Raw genomic sequence first — 17,813 nt, 5'->3', positions numbered from 1 at the left:
CGTACGGCTCGTGCGGTCCGGCTCGTACGGCTTATGCGGTCCGGTCCAGGGCCCGGAGGGAACGGTCGGTGATGGAACGGGCGCCGCGGCCGATGGCCACCATGCCCGACTGGACGAGCTCCTTGATGCCGAACGGCTCCAGGAGTTTGATGAACGCCTGCAGCTTGTCCGGTGTGCCGGTGACCTCGATCGTCACGGCGTCCGGAGCGACGTCGACGCAGCGCGCCCGGAAGAGGTTCACAAGTTCCAGCACGCTCGAACGGTTGTCGGCGTCGGCCCGCACCTTGATCAGGGTGAGTTCGCGGTGCACGGCCTGAGCCGGGTCGAGCTCCACGATCTTGAGCACGTTGATCAGCTTGTTGAGCTGCTTGGTGACCTGCTCGAGCGGGAGGTCCTCGACGTTGACCACGATGGTCATCCGTGAGATGTCCTCGTGCTCGGTCGGCCCGACCGCCAGCGAGTCTATGTTGAATCCGCGACGGCTGAACAGCGACGCGACGCGCGCGAGCACGCCGGGCTTGTTCTCGACCAGCACGGAGAGCGTGTGCCTGCTCATGACTGTCCCTTCGCCCTGCTGCCCGCAGGGGCGCCGCTGTGCCTGTCGGTCCGCTCGCTCATCGCTAGTCCTCGCTGTCCCAGACCGGCGCCATGTCGCGGGCGAACTTGATGTCGTCGTTGCTGGTCCCCGCCGCGACCATCGGCCAGACCATGGCGTCCTCGTGGACGACGAAGTCGATCACGACCGGGACGTCGTTGATCTCCATCGCCTTCTCGATGATCGCGTCCACGTCCTCGGGACGCTCGCACCGCAGGCCGACACAACCGTACGCCTCCGCCAGCTTCACGAAGTCGGGGATGCGGCGGACCGTCTGCAGGTTGGTGTTGGAGTAGCGCTGGTTGTAGAACAGCGTCTGCCACTGCCTGACCATGCCGAGGTTGCCGTTGTTGATGACCGCGACCTTGATCGGCACGCCCTCGATGGCGCAGGTGGCGAGCTCCTGGTTGGTCATCTGGAAGCATCCGTCGCCGTCGACGGCCCAGACCGTGGCGTCCGGCCTGCCCATCTTGGCGCCCATCGCCGCGGGGAGCGCGAAGCCCATCGTGCCCGCGCCGCCGGAGTTGATGAAGGAGCCGGGGTTCTCGTAGCCGATGAACTGGGCGGCCCACATCTGGTGCTGGCCGACGCCCGCGGTGTAGATGGCGTCCGGGCCGACGATCGCGCTCAGCCGCTGCATGACGTACTGCGGGGCGATGGAGCCGTCCTCGAACTCGGTGTAGCCCAGGGGGTAGGTCTCCCGGTAGGCGTCGAGCTGCCTCCACCAGTCGCCGTAGTCGCCCTTGCGCTCCTCGTTGCGCACCGCGGCGATCAGCTCGGAGATGACCTCCTTGCAGTCGCCGACGATCGGGACGTCCGCGTGCCGGTTCTTGGAGATCTCCGCCGGGTCGATGTCGGCGTGGACGACCTTGGCGTGCGGGGCGAAGCTGGGCAGGTGGCCGGTGACGCGGTCGTCGAACCGGACGCCGAGCCCGATGAGCAGGTCGGCGCGCTGCAGCGCGCCGACGGCGGGCACCGAGCCGTGCATGCCGGGCATGCCCAGGTGCTGGCGGTGGCTGTCGGGGAAGGTGCCGCGCGCCATCAGCGTGGTGACGACGGGGATGCCGGTCAGCTCGGCGAACTCCAGCAGCTCCGCCGCCGCCCGCGCCTTGTGCACGCCGCCGCCCACGTAGAGCACCGGGCGCTTGGCCTCGACGATCAGCTTGGCCGCCTCGCGGATCTGCTTGGAGTGCGGCCTGGTGACCGGACGGTAGCCGGGCAGCTGCATCACCGGCGGCCAGTGGAAGACCGTCTTGTTGGTGAGGGCGTCCTTGGAGATGTCGACCAGCACGGGCCCCGGCCGCCCCGTCCCCGCGATGTGGAAGGCCTCCGCGATGGTCCTGGCGATGTCGGCCGGGTCGGTCACCAGGAAGTTGTGCTTGGTGATCGGCATGGTGATGCCGGAGATGTCGGCTTCCTGGAACGCGTCGGTGCCGATGGCCTCACTGGTCACCTGGCCGGTGATCGCGACCATCGGGACCGAGTCCATGTAGGCGTCGGCGATGGGGGTGACCAGGTTGGTCGCACCGGGGCCGCTGGTGGCCATGCACACCCCGACCTTGCCGGTGGCCTGCGCGTAGCCCTGGGCCGCGTGCCCGGCGCCCTGCTCGTGCCGTACAAGCACGTGCCGGACCTTGACCGAGTCGTAGAGAGGATCGTAGGCGGGAAGAATCGCGCCGCCCGGGATCCCGAACACGGTGTCGACTCCGACGTGCTCCAGCGCCCTCACGAGGGCCTGGGCTCCTGTCATCTGTTCGGTCATCGGCTCGTTCCTTGTGTGGCTGAGCATGTTTGATGTGGCTGAGCGTGTTTAACGGCATAAAAAATGCCCCATCCCGCCTGGGATGGCGGAGCTGGGGCGGCGCGCAGGTCGAAGTGCTTCGCTATCGGCCTGCGCGCCGGCGAAGTACTACGAGGATCCCACGGTGATGCATGGATCCACCTTGGCCGACGGACAGTGCCCGCGTCAAATTCATGGGACGGGCGTCTCATGATTCGAGACAGAAAACACGGGAACGTGGACAGCGCGCGACCACCGGGGCCTGCGGAGAGCACCTCTGTGAAACGGCGCTGACCAGGCACGACACCGCCGCTCGCGCGGCGCTTGCCCGTCAGACGCCGCTGGGCATGCTGGTGCGCATGAGAGAGTCGACCCCACGCGCGGCCATCGGCCGCGCGACCAGGAAGCCCTGGCCCCGGGTGCAGCCCATCTCACGCAGCAGCTCCAGCTGCTCGGGACGCTCGATGCCCTCGGCGACCACGATCAGGCCCAGGTCGTGGCCCAGCCGTACGATCGTGCGGGTCAGCAGCGTCAGCGTCTCGTCACGGCCGAGACCTGAGACGAACGACGGATCGATCTTGATCATGTCCACCGGGAGCTGACGCAGGAAGGCCAGCGAGGCGTAGCCGGTGCCGAAGTCGTCGATGGCCAGGCGAACCCCGAGCTCGCGCAGCTCGGACAGCCGGGTGACGGTCTCCTCCGCGTCCTCGACCAGCATCTCCTCGATGACCTCCAGGGTCAGCGCGCTGGGCGGCAGGCCGCTCTCGGCGAGCGCCGACTCGACGCTCTCCACGAAGCGCGGCGCCATGATCTGCCGGGCCGAGAGGTTCAGCGACAGGCCGATCTCCCACGAGGAGGCGCGCCAGGCGGCCACCTCCCGGCAGGCCTCGCGCAGGATCCACTCGCTCAGCGGCACGATGAGCCCGGTGTCCTCGGCCGGGCCGAGGAACTGCTCGGGCGGCACGAACGTGCTCCCCCGCCACCAGCGCACCAGCGCCTCGACGGCAGTGACACGCGAGGTGGCCAGGTCGACCACCGGCTGGTACTCGATCGCGAACTGGTTCTCCAGCAGCGCCCGCTGCAGGTCCGCGGCCAGCTCGAGGCGTCGCACCACGTCGGTGTGCATGTGCGCGGCGAACACCTCGACCCTGCGCCCCCCCAGCTCCTTGGCGCGGGCCATCGCCACGTCCGCGTTGCGGATCAGGTCGGCGGAGGAGACGTCCTCGTCGGCGAAGGCCACCCCCACGCTGGCGGTCAGCGCGACATCGCGGTCGGCCACCCTGAACGGCTCGGACGAGACCGTGCGGACCAGACGTTCGGCCAGGTCGACCGCCGTCTGGGCGTCCGCCGCCGCCTCCAGCAGCACCGCGAACTCGTCGCCTCCCCAGCGCGCCAGGGTGTCGTCCGCCCGGACGGCGGCGCGGAGCCTGCGCGCGGCCTGGCCGAGCAGGTAGTCGCCGCTGGCGTGGCCGACCGAGTCGTTGACCGCCGTGAAGCCGTCCAGGTCCAGGAAGACCACGGCGGCGCTGCTCGCGCCGGGACGGGCGAGCACCTCCCGGGTGCGCTCCTCGAAGTAGGCCCGGTTGGGCAGGCCCGTGACGCCGTCGTGGAAGGTCAGGTGGGCGACCTGGTTGCGCAGGGCCTCCTGGTCGCTGACGTCCCTGGTGGTCACCAGCAGCAGCTCCTCGCCGCGCACCTGCCGGGTCGCGACCGACTCCGTCGGCCGCCAGGTGCCGTCCGCCGCCCTGACGCGGCAGGCGACCATGCAGGTGCCCGCTCCCTCGCCCTGCCCCTCCTCCAGGCTCATCGCGCGCAGCGCCACCTGGATGGCGGGCACGTCCTCAGGATGGATGTAGTCGAAGATCCTGCCGCCGATCAGCGCGTCGGGGCGGTAGCCGTACGTGGTCTCGACGCCCTCGCCGATCTCGCGCACCACGCCCTCGTAGTCGCACAGCAGGACCACGTCGCCGGTGCTCTCCGCCAGGTCGTGCAGCTGCCGCTCGCCCAGGTCGACCAGGCGCCGCATCCTGCCGCTCTCCATCAGCACCACGAAAAGGCGCATCACCAGCACGACGACGACCGAGACCGAGACGAGGGCCAGGACGGTGACCGGCCCCTCGACCCCGCCGCCGAGCACCCGCAGGAGCACGACCACGGCGGCCAGCACGACCAGGATCAGCGGCGCCGCCGCCATCAGGGAGGAGGCCGCCTGGCCTACCAGCGGCTCCTCCTCCGCCTCTTCCGCCTCCTCCGGCCGCGCGGAGACCCCGGCGTGGGCCGCACGGTCGCTCCACGCGACCGCGGCGAGCAGCAGGAAGGCCGCGGGAGCCAGCCACACCCCGCTCAGCGGCGGCGCGTCTCCGGTCAGCCTGGCCAGCGACGTCACGGTCTCCGACGCGGTGACGGCCGCCAGCACGACCAGCGCCGCCACCCCCACGGGCCAGGCGGACCGCCGGGCCGGCACCACGGCGGGCCCGACCGCGCAGGTGAGGACCAGGCAGAGCAGCGGGGAGGCGAAGGTGACGGCGAAGGTGCCCGCGTCACCGGCGTCGCGGTAGGCGGGCCCGAGTAACAGGACCCAGCCGACGACGAAGATCGAGGCGGCGCAGACGTAGGCGTCGGCGAGGTCCCGCAGCAGCGCCTGGCCCTGCGCGGGCCTGACCGCGCACAACCCGGTGCCCACGGCGAGCATCACGGTGCCGGCGAGCAGCACGAGATCGGCGAAGGTCACCACGAAGGGCGTCCCGTCCGCCAGCGGTCGCACGCCGATCCCCACCAGCCAGGTGGCCGAGCCGCCTGCGAGCCAGCGCCAGGCGAGCGCGCTGTCGCGTTCCGAGGGCCTGCGGGCCGCGGCGAACAGCGAGACCGCGGCGGCAGCCGCGGCGGTGACCCCTGCGACCGCACCGACGATCACAGCGGAGGCACCGCTGAGAAGGGCGGCAACGAGCCCCACCACGGCCGTCACGGCGGCGGCGGTCAGCGCTACCCGGGGGTCACGCCAGCGGATCAATGTCGTCTGCCCATCAGTGTCGATTCGTCTCGCTCTCGCAGCGGTCCTCTGCTCGCTGCGCTCGCGTTGCCGTCGCGAGCACGTCGTCCTTCGTCCTTCGCGTCCGCAACGGCACACGGTCAGTGTGTGCTCTCCGGCCGACGCGGGTGGTGACAACGCCGGAGTCGTCACCGATCCGATAACCGTGCGAGTGATTCGGACTCGCAGTAATTCACCGTACGCAGCCCAGGTCACGAGGCAGCCACGGTCGGGAATCCTTTCCCGGTCAGTACGAACCGGTGATCACGTTTTTAAGCGGCTCGCCCGCCAGATAGCGCAGAAGCTGCGAACGGAGCAGTTTCAGCAGGCGCCGCCCCGAGGCGGGACTGCTCCCCGCGACGTGCGGGGTGATGAACACCCCCGGCGCCGTCCAGAGCGGATGACCGGGGGGCAGCGGCTCGGGGTCGGTCACGTCCAGCGCGGCCAGCAGCCGCCCCCGCTCCAGCTCCGCGAGGAGCGCGGCGGTGTCGACCACCCCGCCCCTGGCGGCGTTCACCAGCACCGCGCCGTCCTTCATCGCCGCCAGGAAGCCCGCGTCGACCAGCCCGGCGGTCGCGGGGGTCGAGGGCACCAGCAGCACCACCACGTCCGCCGTCGGCAGCAGCTCGGGCAGCTCGTCCTGGCCGTGGACGTCTCCTCTCGCGGTCCGCGCCACCCGCACCACGTCCACCTCGAACCCCTCCAGGCGCCGTTCGAGCGCCTGCCCGATCGAGCCGTGACCGACGATCAGCACGGTCGAGTCGGCCAGCACGCCGGTGTGGTGGTAGGTCCACTCCCCCCGCCGCTGGGCGACGGCGAAGCCGGGAAACTCCCGCAAAACCGCGATCATGGCTCCGACCACCCACTCCGCGGTGCCCGCGTCGTGCACGCCTCGCGCGTTGCACAGCACGACGCCCTCCGGCAGATGCGGCCGGTAGGCGTCCACACCCGCCGTGACGGTCTGCAGCAGCCGCAACCCGCGCATCTCACCGAGCAGCTCGGGAATCCGTGTCATCGGGATCAACGGCGGGACCCAGACCTCGACCTCCTCGACCCCGCCGGGCACCGGCCCCGTGCCGTCGTAGACGGCACACTCCACATCGGGAAGATCACACAGAACGTCGACAGCGGCCTCGGAGGGGACCCAGATTTTCATGGGTGCATTATCTGTGTTTATTTGCGACGCCTGGCGGCGTCGCGGGCCTGGGCGCCTTCGAGCCGGTGTCTTCCCTCGTCACTCCGTCGCTTCGCTCCTGCGTTCCTCAGTCCAGATCACCGGCGCGCCCAGGCCAAAACCAAAAACTCAGCCCTGGAACGGCCATGGACACCTGTCGAATGGCGACGCCTGCGGCGTCGCGGGATCACTCGGTCTCGGGGGTGCCGCCCGTGACGCACTTTAGGTCGAGCTCGGGGCGGTAGACCGTGGTCTTCTTGTCGCGCCTGATCTCCTTGCCGTCCTGTTTGAAGACGCGCCAGACGTCGATCGTGAAGCCCTGCTGGCCGTCCATCGGGATGCAGTTCGGGCCGCTTTCGGTCACGCTCTTGAAGGGGGTGACGTTGTAACGTTCCGAGGAGATCGACTCGATGTCGTAGCGCTTGGTGCTCCAGAAGGCGACGGTGACCCCGGAGTCGGTGTAGGAGGTCTTCACCAGCACGCCGTACTTGGAGTCGTTCCTCCAGCGGAAGTCGGGTTCGGGCCAGGAGACCGTGGACTCGCGGCCCGCCGGGTAGCGCGAGATGTAGAACTCGTGCGCCATGTGCTGGACGTCCTCGAGCCCGCCGAAGAACACCGCGTTGTACATGGTGGTGACGAACTGGGAGATGCCGCCACCGACCGAGTCGACCAGTCTGCCCCCCTGGATCATGGGGGCGGGGACGAATCCCCTGGCTCTGTCACGCTCGCCGATGAGGCCGTTGAGCGAGAAGGTCTCACCGGGTTTGACGAGGTGACCGTCCATGATCTTGGCGAGCGTGCGGATGTTGGTCACCCGGGGCGGGCAGCAGACGTACGGCGTGGTGAACTCGCTGATCTTCTCCTTGACGCCGAGCCCGCGGGCCTCGGCGTCCGACAGCCTCGGAGCCACGGTGGCGAACGCGACCGGGATCGTCCGCTTCCCGCCCTCGGCGACCAGACGTGCCACGTCCTCGGCGAGCTTGTCGTGGTCGACGCCCTCGCCCCTGCGCCCGGGGACCAGCTTCGGCTTGCCGCCCACGATCTCGAAGGTGGGCTCCTTCGGGGCGCGGGCCGCGTCGACGAGGTTCTTCTCCACCCCCGCGACCGCGTTCTTGGCGTCGAAGAGCGGACGCATGCCTCCGGCGTCGTCAGGCGCGTAGGAGAGGTGGGCGGCGAGCGTCTCGACCGCGAGCTGGACCTGCCTGCCCTCGTGGGTCAGGGTCACCGGGCCTGACAGCGCCTTGCCCGCCCCCGCGGCGGCCTTCTCCACCACGTCGACCGTGACCTTGGGCTTGATCACCGAGACGGGCAGCTCCACCTCGCCGGGAGGGCCGAGGTAGGCCTTCGCGATGACGCCCGCCGCGGCCTCCTGCTCCAGCTCGCGACCGTCCCTGGGCGTCACGGCCACCGGTTTGGCGTCCTTGAAGGTGATCGCGCCCTCGCGGACCCCGCGGTCGATCTTTTTCGCCAGGCCCTTGACGGCCTTCCTCATCAGCCCGGAGTCGACGGAGATCCTGGGGCTCAGGTCGTTGGTTCCGGTGAGGGCCCGCCAGACCTCCGCGGGCGCGGGGAAGTCGCTGGGCGCCTGGTCGATCGTGGCGACGACGTCGAAGGCGAGCCCGGCCTTCTCCGGGTCGAGGGTGAACTTCCTGCCCGCGGCCCGCAGGATCAGCGCTCTGGCCGCGTCGTCGGCGAGCCGGTCCCTGAGCCGGTCGGCGGCCTCGGTCGCGGTCAGCCCGCCGATGTCGACACCCCGGACGCGGGTTCCCGGCAGTATCTTTCCGGACATGACGATCGCGGGCACCGTGTAGGCGAGAGCGGCGATCACCAGCAGGAGCACGAGGCCCACGAGGATCCCGCGCCCTCGGCGGCGCGGGGACGTCTCCTCGTAGCGGGACGATCCCCCCGACGGGGGGCCCGCCTCACCGCCGGGCGTCACGGAGGGCTCCTCGCGCGGCGACCTCTGCCGGGAGGCCTTTTCCTGCGGGGCGGCCACCCGCCAGGGCTCGGGCCTGGGGGCGGGCGGCGGCAGTCCGGGCGACGCGGGCCCCTGACCCGCGGGTCCGGCGGGTCCGGCCGGCCTGGCCTGCCCGGGCGCGCCGGAGGGACCGAAGACGTCGGGTGAGAATCCGCGCGGAAGGGGCGAGACCCCGCGGGGGAGGTTGGAACCCGCCCTGGGACCGCCGCCCGGCGGCCGCCCGGGATCGCGGGCGCCCGGAGGAACGGGATGCGAGGGCAGCGGCACAGCGGCGAACGGATCAGTGGGCGGATCTGTCGGCGGGTCTGTCGACGCTCCGGCGTTCCGCACGGCCTCCGGCTCCTCTTGCCTCGCAGCTTCTACCTCCCGCAACCCTAAACCACAACCGTCAGCCGGAGCCCTCGAAGGGCGGTAACAAATCACCTCCGTATGGGAGGTCAGCCCGTCGGCGAGGAGGGGCCGCCGTACCGCGAGGCACGGCGGACCCCTTCTTCCTCATGCCGTGTCAGGACGCTTCCCCACGTCCCTCCACGGCTCTCTCCACGGCCACGCCAGAGCCCTGGAGCGTTCGGTCAGGGCCCCAGGGGGTCGACGTCCGTGTTCGACACGCGGAGGCCGTCCTCGGTGGCGAGATAGGAACAGGACGCCCATCCGGTGGTGCCCGCGGGCAGCCCGGAGGCCGATCTGCCGCCGAGCCGGAACCTGCACCATGCCGACGAATACGTGTTCAGGATCTGACCGTAATCCCCGGGGTAGAGATAACCGATAATCCAGCCGCCGCCGGGGGCCGACCTCAGCCGAAGTCCCTCCCCGGTGACGACCGCGTCGGTCGGGTATGCGAACGCCGATGTCGACGTGAGCGGGGACGAGGGCAAGGCTGCGGAAACGGCGGCCTGAGCTGGGCCGACGGCGGTCAGCGTTCCGGCGACGACGGCCGAGGCCGCGACCAGGAGCGCCAAATGGCTTTTCATGGAGGTTCTCCGATCTCAGGGCTGTGCGGGCACCAGAGAGAAGGGGGAGATGAATGTGATTACTGTGCAAGGAGTCAACAATTGAGTCAATACATGATCAATATGAAAAATCCGAATTACCACATAAAAAAGACCCCGCCGATCGCATGACCGACGAGGCCTTTCCATGAATCACGAGCCGGGGCTGCGCCGACCGGCTCCCTGGTCGATCAGGGAGCCGGTGGAGCTCAGGGTCACGGAGCCTGCGGCTTCGAGGCTCCGTTGGGGACTACTCGGAGACGCCGAGCTTCTCCAGCAGGAGCTCGCGGGCGCGGGCGGCGTCCGCCTTGCCCCTGCTGGCCTTCATGACACCGCCGACGAGGGCGCCGACGGCGGCGATCTTGCCTCCGCGGACCTTGTCCGCCGTGGCGGCGTTGTCGGCCAGGACCTGGTCGATGATCGCCGACAGCTCGCCCTCGTCGTTCACGATCTGCAGGCCGCGGGCGGCGACCACCTCGTCGGGGGAGCCCTCGCCGTTCAGCACGCCCTCGAGCACCTGGCGGGCCAGCTTGTCGTTCAGCGCTCCCCCGGCGACCATCGCGCACACCCTGGCGATCTGGTCGGGGGTGATCCGCAGCTCGCCGAGCGGCACCGCCGCCTCGTTGGCCCGGCGGGCGAGCTCGCCCATCCACCACTTGCGGGCGTCCGCGGGCGGGGCCCCGGCGGCCACGGTCGCCTCGACCAGTTCGATGGCGTCGATGTTGTGCATGGACTCCATGTCCAGGTCGGACACGCCCCACTCCTGCTGGAGCCGCTTGCGCCGCAGGCGCGGCAGCTCGGGCAGCGCGGCCTTCAGCGTGGCGACCCACGCCGTGTCCGGCGCGATCGGCACGAGGTCGGGCTCGGGGAAGTAGCGGTAGTCCTGCGCCTCCTCCTTGGACCGGCCCGAGGTGGTGGTGCCGGTGTTCTCGTGGAAGTGGCGGGTCTCCTGGATGATCTTTCCGCCGTCCGCCAGGATCCCGGCCTGACGTTCGATCTCGCTGCGGACCGCGCGCTCGACGCTGCGCAGCGAGTTGACGTTCTTGGTCTCGGTCCTGGTGCCCCACTCGGAGGCCCCGCGCGGCATGAGGGAGACGTTCACGTCGCACCGCATGGAGCCCTCCTCCATGCGCACGTCGGAGACGCCCAGCGCGCGCATGACCTCGCGCAGCTCGGTGGCGTACGCGCGGGCGACCTCGGGGGCGAGCCTGTCGGTGCCGGGGATGGGCTTGGTGACGATCTCCACCAGCGGGATGCCCGCCCGGTTGTAGTCGACGATCGAGTAGTCGGCTCCGTGGATGCGCCCGGTCGCGCCGCCCACGTGGGTGGACTTGCCGGTGTCCTCCTCCAGGTGGACCCGCTCGATCTCGATCCGCACGGTCTTGCCGTCCACCTCGACGTCGAGGTAGCCATCGAAGCAGAGCGGCTCGTCGTACTGGCTGATCTGATAGTTCTTCGGCATGTCCGGATAGAAGTAGTTCTTCCGGGCGAAGCGGCACCACTCGGCGATGGAGCAGTTGAGCGCCAGGCCGATGCGGATCGTCGACTCGATCGCGGCGGCGTTGGCCGTCGGCAGCGCCCCCGGCAGGGCCAGGCAGACCGGGCACACCTGGGTGTTGGGCGCGGCGCCGAACGTGGTCGGGCAACCGCAGAACATCTTCGACGCCGTGCCCAGCTCGACGTGCGTCTCCAGGCCCAGCACCGGCTCGAAGCGCTCAAGCGCCTCGTCGTACGGCATCAGCGTTTCCGTGCTCATCGGTCGTTCACCAATCCTCGTTGACTGCGCGGAGCGCTCGTGTCTCACGCGCCACTCCGCTCGCTGCGTGGGGCTCTCGCGCGCTCATCGGCCGATCGCCCTCCTCGTTCACTCCATGGACCGCCCGCACCTCGCGCGCCGCCCCGCCCGTCGCGGCGCTCACAGGTAACCGAGTCCTTTCAGTGCGTTCCTCGTCTCGGCGACCCAGTCGGCGTATCCCGGGACCTGGGCCAGCACGGCGAGATCGATGTTGCGTCCCACGTACTCGAAGTAGTCGCTCACCGGTCTGCCTCGCCGGGGAACGGTGGCGGCCAGGACCGCGCCCGGGTCCGTGATCTTCTCGACGTCACGCGGACGGGAGGGCAGCAGGCCGAGGTCGCTGCCCTCGACGCCGGCCCACACCCCGCGGTCGGCCAGCAGCCAGGTCCCGGTCTCGGCCAGGCCGATGACGGGCACCAGGTAGTGCGAGTGGTAGCGGACGCCCTCGGCCTTGCCGCGCTCCCGCTCGTCTCCGTGGGTGAAGAGCAGGTGGCAGTCGGCCGCCAGCTCCTCGAGGGCCGTGACCATGTGCTCCCGGTCGCACGTGACGACCTCCGTCGCCTCGATGTCGACCGTGTGCGGCGACATCCAGGTGAGCTCGCGCAGCTGGCGGGAGATCACGATCCCGAGGAAGCCCTCGTCGGTCTCTCCCCCCGCGACGAGGCCGGGCACCAGGGGACGGCTCACGCGGCCGCTCCCAGGTACTTGCGGACCTGCCGGGGCGAGACGAAGGTGCCCGGCTCGCCGTACGGCTGGACGGGCTTGGCCACGGTCACCCGCGACACGCGGTCCCTGTCGGGGTCGACGCGGACCACGGTGTCCAGGAAGACCAGCGCGTCCGGGTCGGCCCGGTAGGTCTCGGCGACCACGACCGGGGAGTGGCTGGTGAGGATCACCTGCCGGAACGGCGTCACGCCCCCGGGCTCCGCGACCCGCCGCCTGATCCTCCTCAGCAGCTCGCCGAGGCGCCCGGGGTGCACGCCGCTCTCGAGCTCCTCGACCAGCAGGGTGCTCGGGTGGTCGGGATCGTGCAGGGCGGCGAGAAGGCCGAGGACGCGCAGCGTCCCGTCCGACAGCAGCGGGGCGGGCACCGCCCCCTGGCCGTCGACCAGCAGCTCGAAGGAGCACTCGTCCCGCTCGGTGCGGGGCAGCAGCGCGACCGCGTCGGGCACGACGCCGGCGAGGTCGACCGTGAGGTCGGCGAACGCCTCGGAGCCCGCCATCCGCCCGAGCACCGCGGCGAGGTTGCGGCCGTCCGCGGCGAGCGGGCCCCGGTCGGCCGGGGACCATCGCCTGCGCATCGCCTGCGGCGAGGGGACGTAGCGACGCCACGAGGAGACCGTACGGCGCGGCGTGACCTCGGGCTCGGGATCCTCCACCATGAGCTCCAGGAGCTCCTCGGGCAGGTGGTGGGCCACGTGGCTGACGACCGCCCCGCTGGACCTGGGGATCTTGAGCACCATCTCCGCGCCCACGTCGAACCGCATCGGCAGCAGCGCCCCCGGCTCGGGGGCGACCAGGGCCTCGACGGAGACGACGAACCCGGGCAGCGGCGTCCCTTTCACGACCCGGTGGAACTGCTCGCCGGGCAGCCCCCTGGCCGCGGAGAGCAGCCCGCCCTGACCGGCGATCTCGTCGGCGACGAAGCCGACGGCGTCGAACAGGTTCGACTTGCCGCTGGCGTTCGGACCGACCAGCACCAGGAAGGGCGGCACGTCGAGGACGAAGTTCAAGAAGGACTTGAACCCGTCTATCTCGATCCGAGTGATCATGCCGCCGTCTCCCCCTGTTCCCCGCTTCGCCCTGTCGTCCGGAAAGGCCCTACAGCGCCGGGGCCTTGGACAGCAGGCTGCCGCCCCAGCGCTGCTCGAGGGCCTTCTCCACGGCGGCGGCGACCCGGTAGCAGCGGTCGTCGCCGAGCACCGGGGCCATGATCTGCAGACCGACCGGCAGGCCGTCCTCGTCGGCCAGGCCGCACGGCACCGAGATGGCCGCGTTGCCCGCCAGGTTGGTCGGGATCGTGCACAGGTCGGCGAGGTACATCGCCATGGGGTCGTCCGCGCGCTCGCCGATCGGGAACGCCGTGGTCGGCGTGGTCGGCGAGACGAGCACGTCCACCTGGTGGAAGGCCGCCTCGAAGTCACGCGCGATGAGCGTGCGGACCTTCTGCGCCTGGCCGTAGTAGGCGTCGTAGTAGCCGCTGGAGAGGGCGTAGGTGCCGAGGATGATGCGCCGCTTGACCTCGGGACCGAACCCGGCCGCCCTGGTCAGCGCCATGACCTCCTCGGCGCTGCGCGTACCGTCGTCGCCGACGCGCAGGCCGTACCGCATGGCGTCGAAGCGGGCCAGGTTGGAGGAGGCCTCGGACGGGGCGATCAGGTAGTACGCAGGCAGGGCCGTGCTGAACGAGGGGCAGGACACCTCGACGACCTTGGCGCCGAGGGACTCCAGCAGCTCCACGCTCTCGTGGAAGCGGGCCAGCACCCCCGGCTGGTAGCCGTCGCCGCCGAACTCCTTGACCACGCCGACGCGCAGCCCCGCCACGTCGCCGTGACGCGCCGCCTCGACGACCGAGGGCACCGGGGCGTCGACCGAGGTGGAGTCCATCGGGTCGTGCCCGGAGAAGGCCTCGTGCAGCAGCGCGGCGTCCAGCACGTTGCGGGCGAAGGGCCCGGGGGTGTCCAGGGAGCTGGCGAAGGCGATCAGGCCGTAGCGGGACGAGCCGCCGTAGGTCGGCTTCATGCCGACGATGCCGGTGACGGCGGCGGGCTGACGGATCGAGCCGCCGGTGTCGGTGCCGGTGGACAGCGGGGCCTCGTAGGCGGCGACCGCGGCCGAGGAGCCGCCGGAGGAGCCGCCGGGGATCCGGGTCAGGTCCCACGGGTTACGGGTGGGACCGTAGGCGGAGTTCTCCGTCGAGGAGCCCATCGCGAACTCGTCGAGGTTGGTCTTGCCGAGGATCACCAGGCCCGCCTCGCGCAGGCGCCGGGTCACGGTCGCGTCGTACGGCGGGCGGTACCCCTCGAGGATCTTCGATCCGGCCGTGGTCGGCATGTCCGTGGTGGTGAAGACGTCCTTGTGCGCGATCGGCACACCCGCGAGCGGACCGAGGGCCTCCCCCGCGGCCCTGCGCGCGTCGACGGCGCGGGCCTGGGCGAGCGTCGCCTCGGCGTCGACGTGCAGGAAGGCGTTGACCTGCGGTTCGACCGCGGAGATCCGGGCGAGGTGCGCCTGGGCGACCTCGACGGCCGAGACCTCGCCGCTCGCGATCAGCGCGCCGAGCTCGGCTGCGGACGTGTGGACGAGGCTCATGCTTCCTCCCCGAGGATGCGCGGAACACGGAAGCGGTCGTCCTCGACGGCCGGGGCGGCGGCGAGCGCCTGTTCGGGCGCCAGGCCAGGCCGCACCTCGTCGGGACGGTAGACGTTGGTGAGCGGAAGCGCGTGCGAGGACGGCGGGATGTCGTCGGCCGCCACCTCGGCGACGCGGGCGACCGCACCGATGATCACATCGAGCTGCGCGGCGAAGTGGTCGAGTTCCTCGTCGGCCAGCGCCAGCCGGGACAGCCGGGCGAGGTGAGCGACCTCGTCGCGGGTTATGGCGGACATGAGTCGTTGAACCCGTTTCGTGGAATGGCAATTGGACACTGTCATCCTAGGGCTCGTGACCTAACGTGCCCGACTCATTAGCCCCCCGACGGCCCGCGAGGGACGTCTGAGACGCGCTCACAGGGGCGGGAGACAGGCAACGGAACCAAACGGACAGCCCTCGCCACCCACCCCTCTCACCCGGCCCCATCGCCCACCCACCCCCGTCGACCGGCCCCGTCGACCACCCCTTCCATGCTTCCGTGCCGCCCTGTCGCCCCCCTTCCACCCGGCCGCATGCCGGCCCCCCACCGAACCGAGCCTCACCCACTCCCGTCGACCACCCCTTTCGTGCCGCCCTGTCGCCCCCTTCCGCCCGGCCGCCCACCGAACCGAGCCTCGCCCACTCCCGTCGCACCGGCTGTCCTCCTGGGCGCCGGTACGGCGAGCGGCAGGGCGGACCTGCCCGGCGCCGATGAGCGGCGACCTGGCCGGTGAATGTCTCCGGTCAGGGCGCTACGCGGTCTGGAGGTCGAGTCCGGTCGGGGCGCTACGCGGTCTGAGGGTCGAGTCCGGTCGGGGCGCTACGCGGTCTGAGGGTCGAGTCCGGTCGGGGCGCTATGCCGTCTGGGGGTCGAGAACCTCGGCGGGACGCAGGAAGCCGAGGTCCGGCTCCGCCCGGTCCCGGCGCTCGCGGAGCCAGACGGTCGCGTCGGCCGCGGACATGGGTTCGGCGAACAGCCAGCCCTGGGCGAGCTCGCAGCCCATGTCGACCAGGCGGGCCGCCACGTCGGCCGACTCGACGCCCTCCGCGACCGAGCGCAGCCCCAGCGAGCGGACCAGGTCGACGATGGAGCGGACGATCCGCTCGTCGTCCTTCGACTCGCCGATCCTGCGGACGAACGAGGCGTCGATCTTCACCTCGGCGACCGGGAGCCGCTGCAGGCGGACCAGGGAGGAGTAACCGGTGCCGAAGTCGTCGAGGGCGAGCGGCACACCGAGGGAGGCCAGGGCGCGGACCGCGTCGGCGGTGTAGGCCTGGTCGGTCATCAGGACACGCTCGGTGACCTCAAGCTGGATCGCCTTCGGCGGCAGGCGGTACTGCGCCAGGCCCGCCCCGAGTCGTTCGGGGAGGGCGGAGTCGAGCAGGTCCCGGGCGGAGACGTTGACGGAGACCTGCTCGTGCAGGCCGGTGTGCCACCAGTGGGCGGTCTGCTCCAGCGCCGCGTCGATGACGTACTGGGTCAGGTGCCGCATCAGGTACGACTGCTCCGCCATCGGCACGAACTCCCCCGGGGAGATCATCCCTCGCTCGGGGTGACGCCAGCGCAGCAGCGCCTCGACGCCACGCACCTGGCCGCTGGCCAGGTCGAGCTTCGGCTGGTAGTAGAGCCTGAGCTCGGAACGGTCGATGGCTCTACGCAGGTCGCCGAGGAGGTTGAGCCGTTCGGGGCTGTTCCTGTCCTTGTCCGCGACGTAGATCTCGACGCCGGTGCGCGCCTCCTTGGCGAGGTACATCGCCACGTCGGAGCGCTGCATCAGCATCTCGAAGTCCGGCGCGTGGTCGGGGTAGAGCGCGATGCCGACCGAGGCGTCCAGGTCGAAGGTCATCCCTTCGAGCCTGACCGGCTCGGTGAGGGCGACCCGCAGCCGTGCGGCCACCTCCCTGGCCGCGGCGGCGTCCCTGATCGAGGGCAGCAGCACCGCGAACTCGTCGCCGCCGAGCCTGGCGACCACGTCGCCCGGCCGTACGCTGTGGATGAGCCGGTGCGCCACGATCTGCAGCAGCCGGTCGCCGACCGGGTGCCCGAGGGTGTCGTTGACCTCCTTGAACCGGTCGAGGTCGAGCAGGAACAGACCGACCCTGTCGTCCGCCCGCGCCTCGGCGAGCGCCTCCTCCGTGCTGACCACGAGCATCTTGCGGTTGGGCAGGCCGGTGAGCGCGTCGTGCGTCGCCTGGTGGTCGCGACGGACCGACAGGGTCGCGGTGAAGTAGACGGCGACCATCGGCGCGAGGAACAGCGGCACCAGCGCCGGGGAGTGGTTCATCACGACCACGACCAGCGGGGCCAGGCCGAGCAGCCCGGCGTAGACGAGGCTCTGGTGGCCGATCGTGCTCCTGATCACCCGGTGGATGGAGCGCCGTTCGTGCAGCGCGACGGCGCCGGAGACCAGCAGCGCCCTGACCACGAAGTAGGCCAGCCCCGCCAGCCCGATCGCTAGCATGTCAGGGCCCCTGGGCACCCAGGAGATCGCCGGGATCGCGTGGCCGCCGAAGGCCGCGAGCACCGCCCCCGCCGCGGTGCAGGCCAGCGTCGCCTGCGCGATGTTGAACGCGACCCGGTGCCACGCCTTGCGGGTGACGGCCCTGTTGACGACGATGCCGACCGCCTGGGTCAGCACGGCGACCGGCAGCCCGTAATGGAGCAGGGCGGCGAAGGTGAACATCGTCGACGGGTAGGTGCCCCCGACCGTCATCGACGACGACAGCAGCACCGGACGCAGCTCCCCCACCACGATCAGGACCGCCAGCATCCAGAACAGCGGGCTGCGCGCGAGGTCGACCAGCTGCGCCGGACCGTTCAGCCACTGGGCCGCCGCGAGGACGAGAAGCCCGACCGTGGTGACGGCGGTGAGATAGGCCCACAGGGGTGAGCCCACACGCGGCCCTGTGTCGCGGGTGTCGTTTGGGTCGGCCATGAGTAACAAAACCCCCATTAGTTCACTATGGGAGAGTACGGCCTTTGGGCCACTTCGCGAAACCGATTGCGCACGTTCCGTTACCGGTCATTTGAAACAACCGCCACGGCACGGCCGCCTCCCGCCTGCCTGGGTCCGTTCTGTGGTTCCTCACGCCCGCCGCGATCGCCCCGTCGGCCTCCCGGCC

Annotated in this window: 12 protein-coding genes; all 12 read right to left on the bottom strand. The window is 70.7% G+C overall.

Annotated features, from left to right (window positions below; genetic code table 11):
• Positions 1-31: 31 nt before the first annotated feature.
• The 12 genes from ilvN to PKF00_RS34430 all read right to left on the bottom strand — a co-directional run bounded on the left by ilvN (position 32) and on the right by PKF00_RS34430 (position 17,626).
• Positions 32-556, bottom strand: coding sequence for an acetolactate synthase small subunit (ilvN, locus tag PKF00_RS34485; RefSeq protein WP_271221905.1), 525 nt, complete (start codon positions 554-556; stop codon positions 32-34).
• 64 nt (positions 557-620) lie between these two features.
• Positions 621-2,384 (bottom strand): acetolactate synthase large subunit, encoded by a 1,764-nt coding sequence (locus PKF00_RS34480; protein ID WP_271221904.1) that lies wholly within the window; start codon positions 2,382-2,384, stop codon positions 621-623.
• A 322-nt stretch (positions 2,385-2,706) separates the two neighbouring features.
• Entirely contained in the window at positions 2,707-5,385 is a 2,679-nt protein-coding gene (locus tag PKF00_RS34475; RefSeq protein WP_271221903.1) for a putative bifunctional diguanylate cyclase/phosphodiesterase, read from the bottom strand.
• Between the two features lie 265 nt (positions 5,386-5,650).
• The gene (locus tag PKF00_RS34470; RefSeq protein WP_271221902.1) at positions 5,651-6,559 is read right to left on the bottom strand and encodes a 2-hydroxyacid dehydrogenase; all 909 of its coding nucleotides are present in this window, start codon (positions 6,557-6,559) and stop codon (positions 5,651-5,653) included.
• A 205-nt stretch (positions 6,560-6,764) separates the two neighbouring features.
• Positions 6,765-8,516: a VanW family protein gene (locus tag PKF00_RS34465; RefSeq protein WP_271221901.1), complete on the bottom strand. Its 1,752-nt coding sequence runs from the start codon at positions 8,514-8,516 to the stop codon at positions 6,765-6,767.
• 611 nt (positions 8,517-9,127) lie between these two features.
• A complete protein-coding gene (locus PKF00_RS34460; protein ID WP_271221900.1) occupies positions 9,128-9,526 on the bottom strand; it encodes an SH3 domain-containing protein in 399 nt (132 codons plus the stop codon).
• Between the two features lie 268 nt (positions 9,527-9,794).
• Positions 9,795-11,300 carry an Asp-tRNA(Asn)/Glu-tRNA(Gln) amidotransferase subunit GatB gene (gene gatB, locus PKF00_RS34455; RefSeq protein WP_271221899.1) on the bottom strand — a complete coding sequence of 502 codons (1,506 nt, stop codon included), beginning with the start codon at positions 11,298-11,300 and terminating at the stop codon, positions 9,795-9,797.
• Between the two features lie 159 nt (positions 11,301-11,459).
• Positions 11,460-12,026 (bottom strand): hypothetical protein, encoded by a 567-nt coding sequence (locus PKF00_RS34450; protein ID WP_271221898.1) that lies wholly within the window; start codon positions 12,024-12,026, stop codon positions 11,460-11,462.
• Positions 12,023-13,111: an AAA family ATPase gene (locus PKF00_RS34445; RefSeq protein ID WP_271221897.1), complete on the bottom strand. Its 1,089-nt coding sequence runs from the start codon at positions 13,109-13,111 to the stop codon at positions 12,023-12,025. The genes PKF00_RS34450 and PKF00_RS34445 overlap by 4 nt, the downstream gene beginning before the upstream one ends.
• A 49-nt stretch (positions 13,112-13,160) precedes the next feature.
• Positions 13,161-14,651: an Asp-tRNA(Asn)/Glu-tRNA(Gln) amidotransferase subunit GatA gene (gatA, locus tag PKF00_RS34440; RefSeq protein ID WP_271221896.1), complete on the bottom strand. Its 1,491-nt coding sequence runs from the start codon at positions 14,649-14,651 to the stop codon at positions 13,161-13,163.
• Positions 14,648-14,947 (bottom strand): Asp-tRNA(Asn)/Glu-tRNA(Gln) amidotransferase subunit GatC, encoded by a 300-nt coding sequence (gene gatC / locus PKF00_RS34435; protein WP_271221895.1) that lies wholly within the window; start codon positions 14,945-14,947, stop codon positions 14,648-14,650. Before gatC ends, gatA begins: the two co-directional genes overlap by 4 nt.
• A 597-nt stretch (positions 14,948-15,544) precedes the next feature.
• The gene (locus PKF00_RS34430) at positions 15,545-17,626 is read right to left on the bottom strand and encodes a putative bifunctional diguanylate cyclase/phosphodiesterase (RefSeq protein WP_271221894.1); all 2,082 of its coding nucleotides are present in this window, start codon (positions 17,624-17,626) and stop codon (positions 15,545-15,547) included.
• Positions 17,627-17,813 lie beyond the last annotated feature (187 nt).

This window comes from Streptosporangium carneum (assembly GCF_027922005.1).
Taxonomy (GTDB): domain Bacteria; phylum Actinomycetota; class Actinomycetes; order Streptosporangiales; family Streptosporangiaceae; genus Streptosporangium; species Streptosporangium carneum.
The sequence above is the reverse complement of the archived record's forward strand: the minus strand, read 5'-3'. Positions and strand labels throughout refer to the sequence as shown.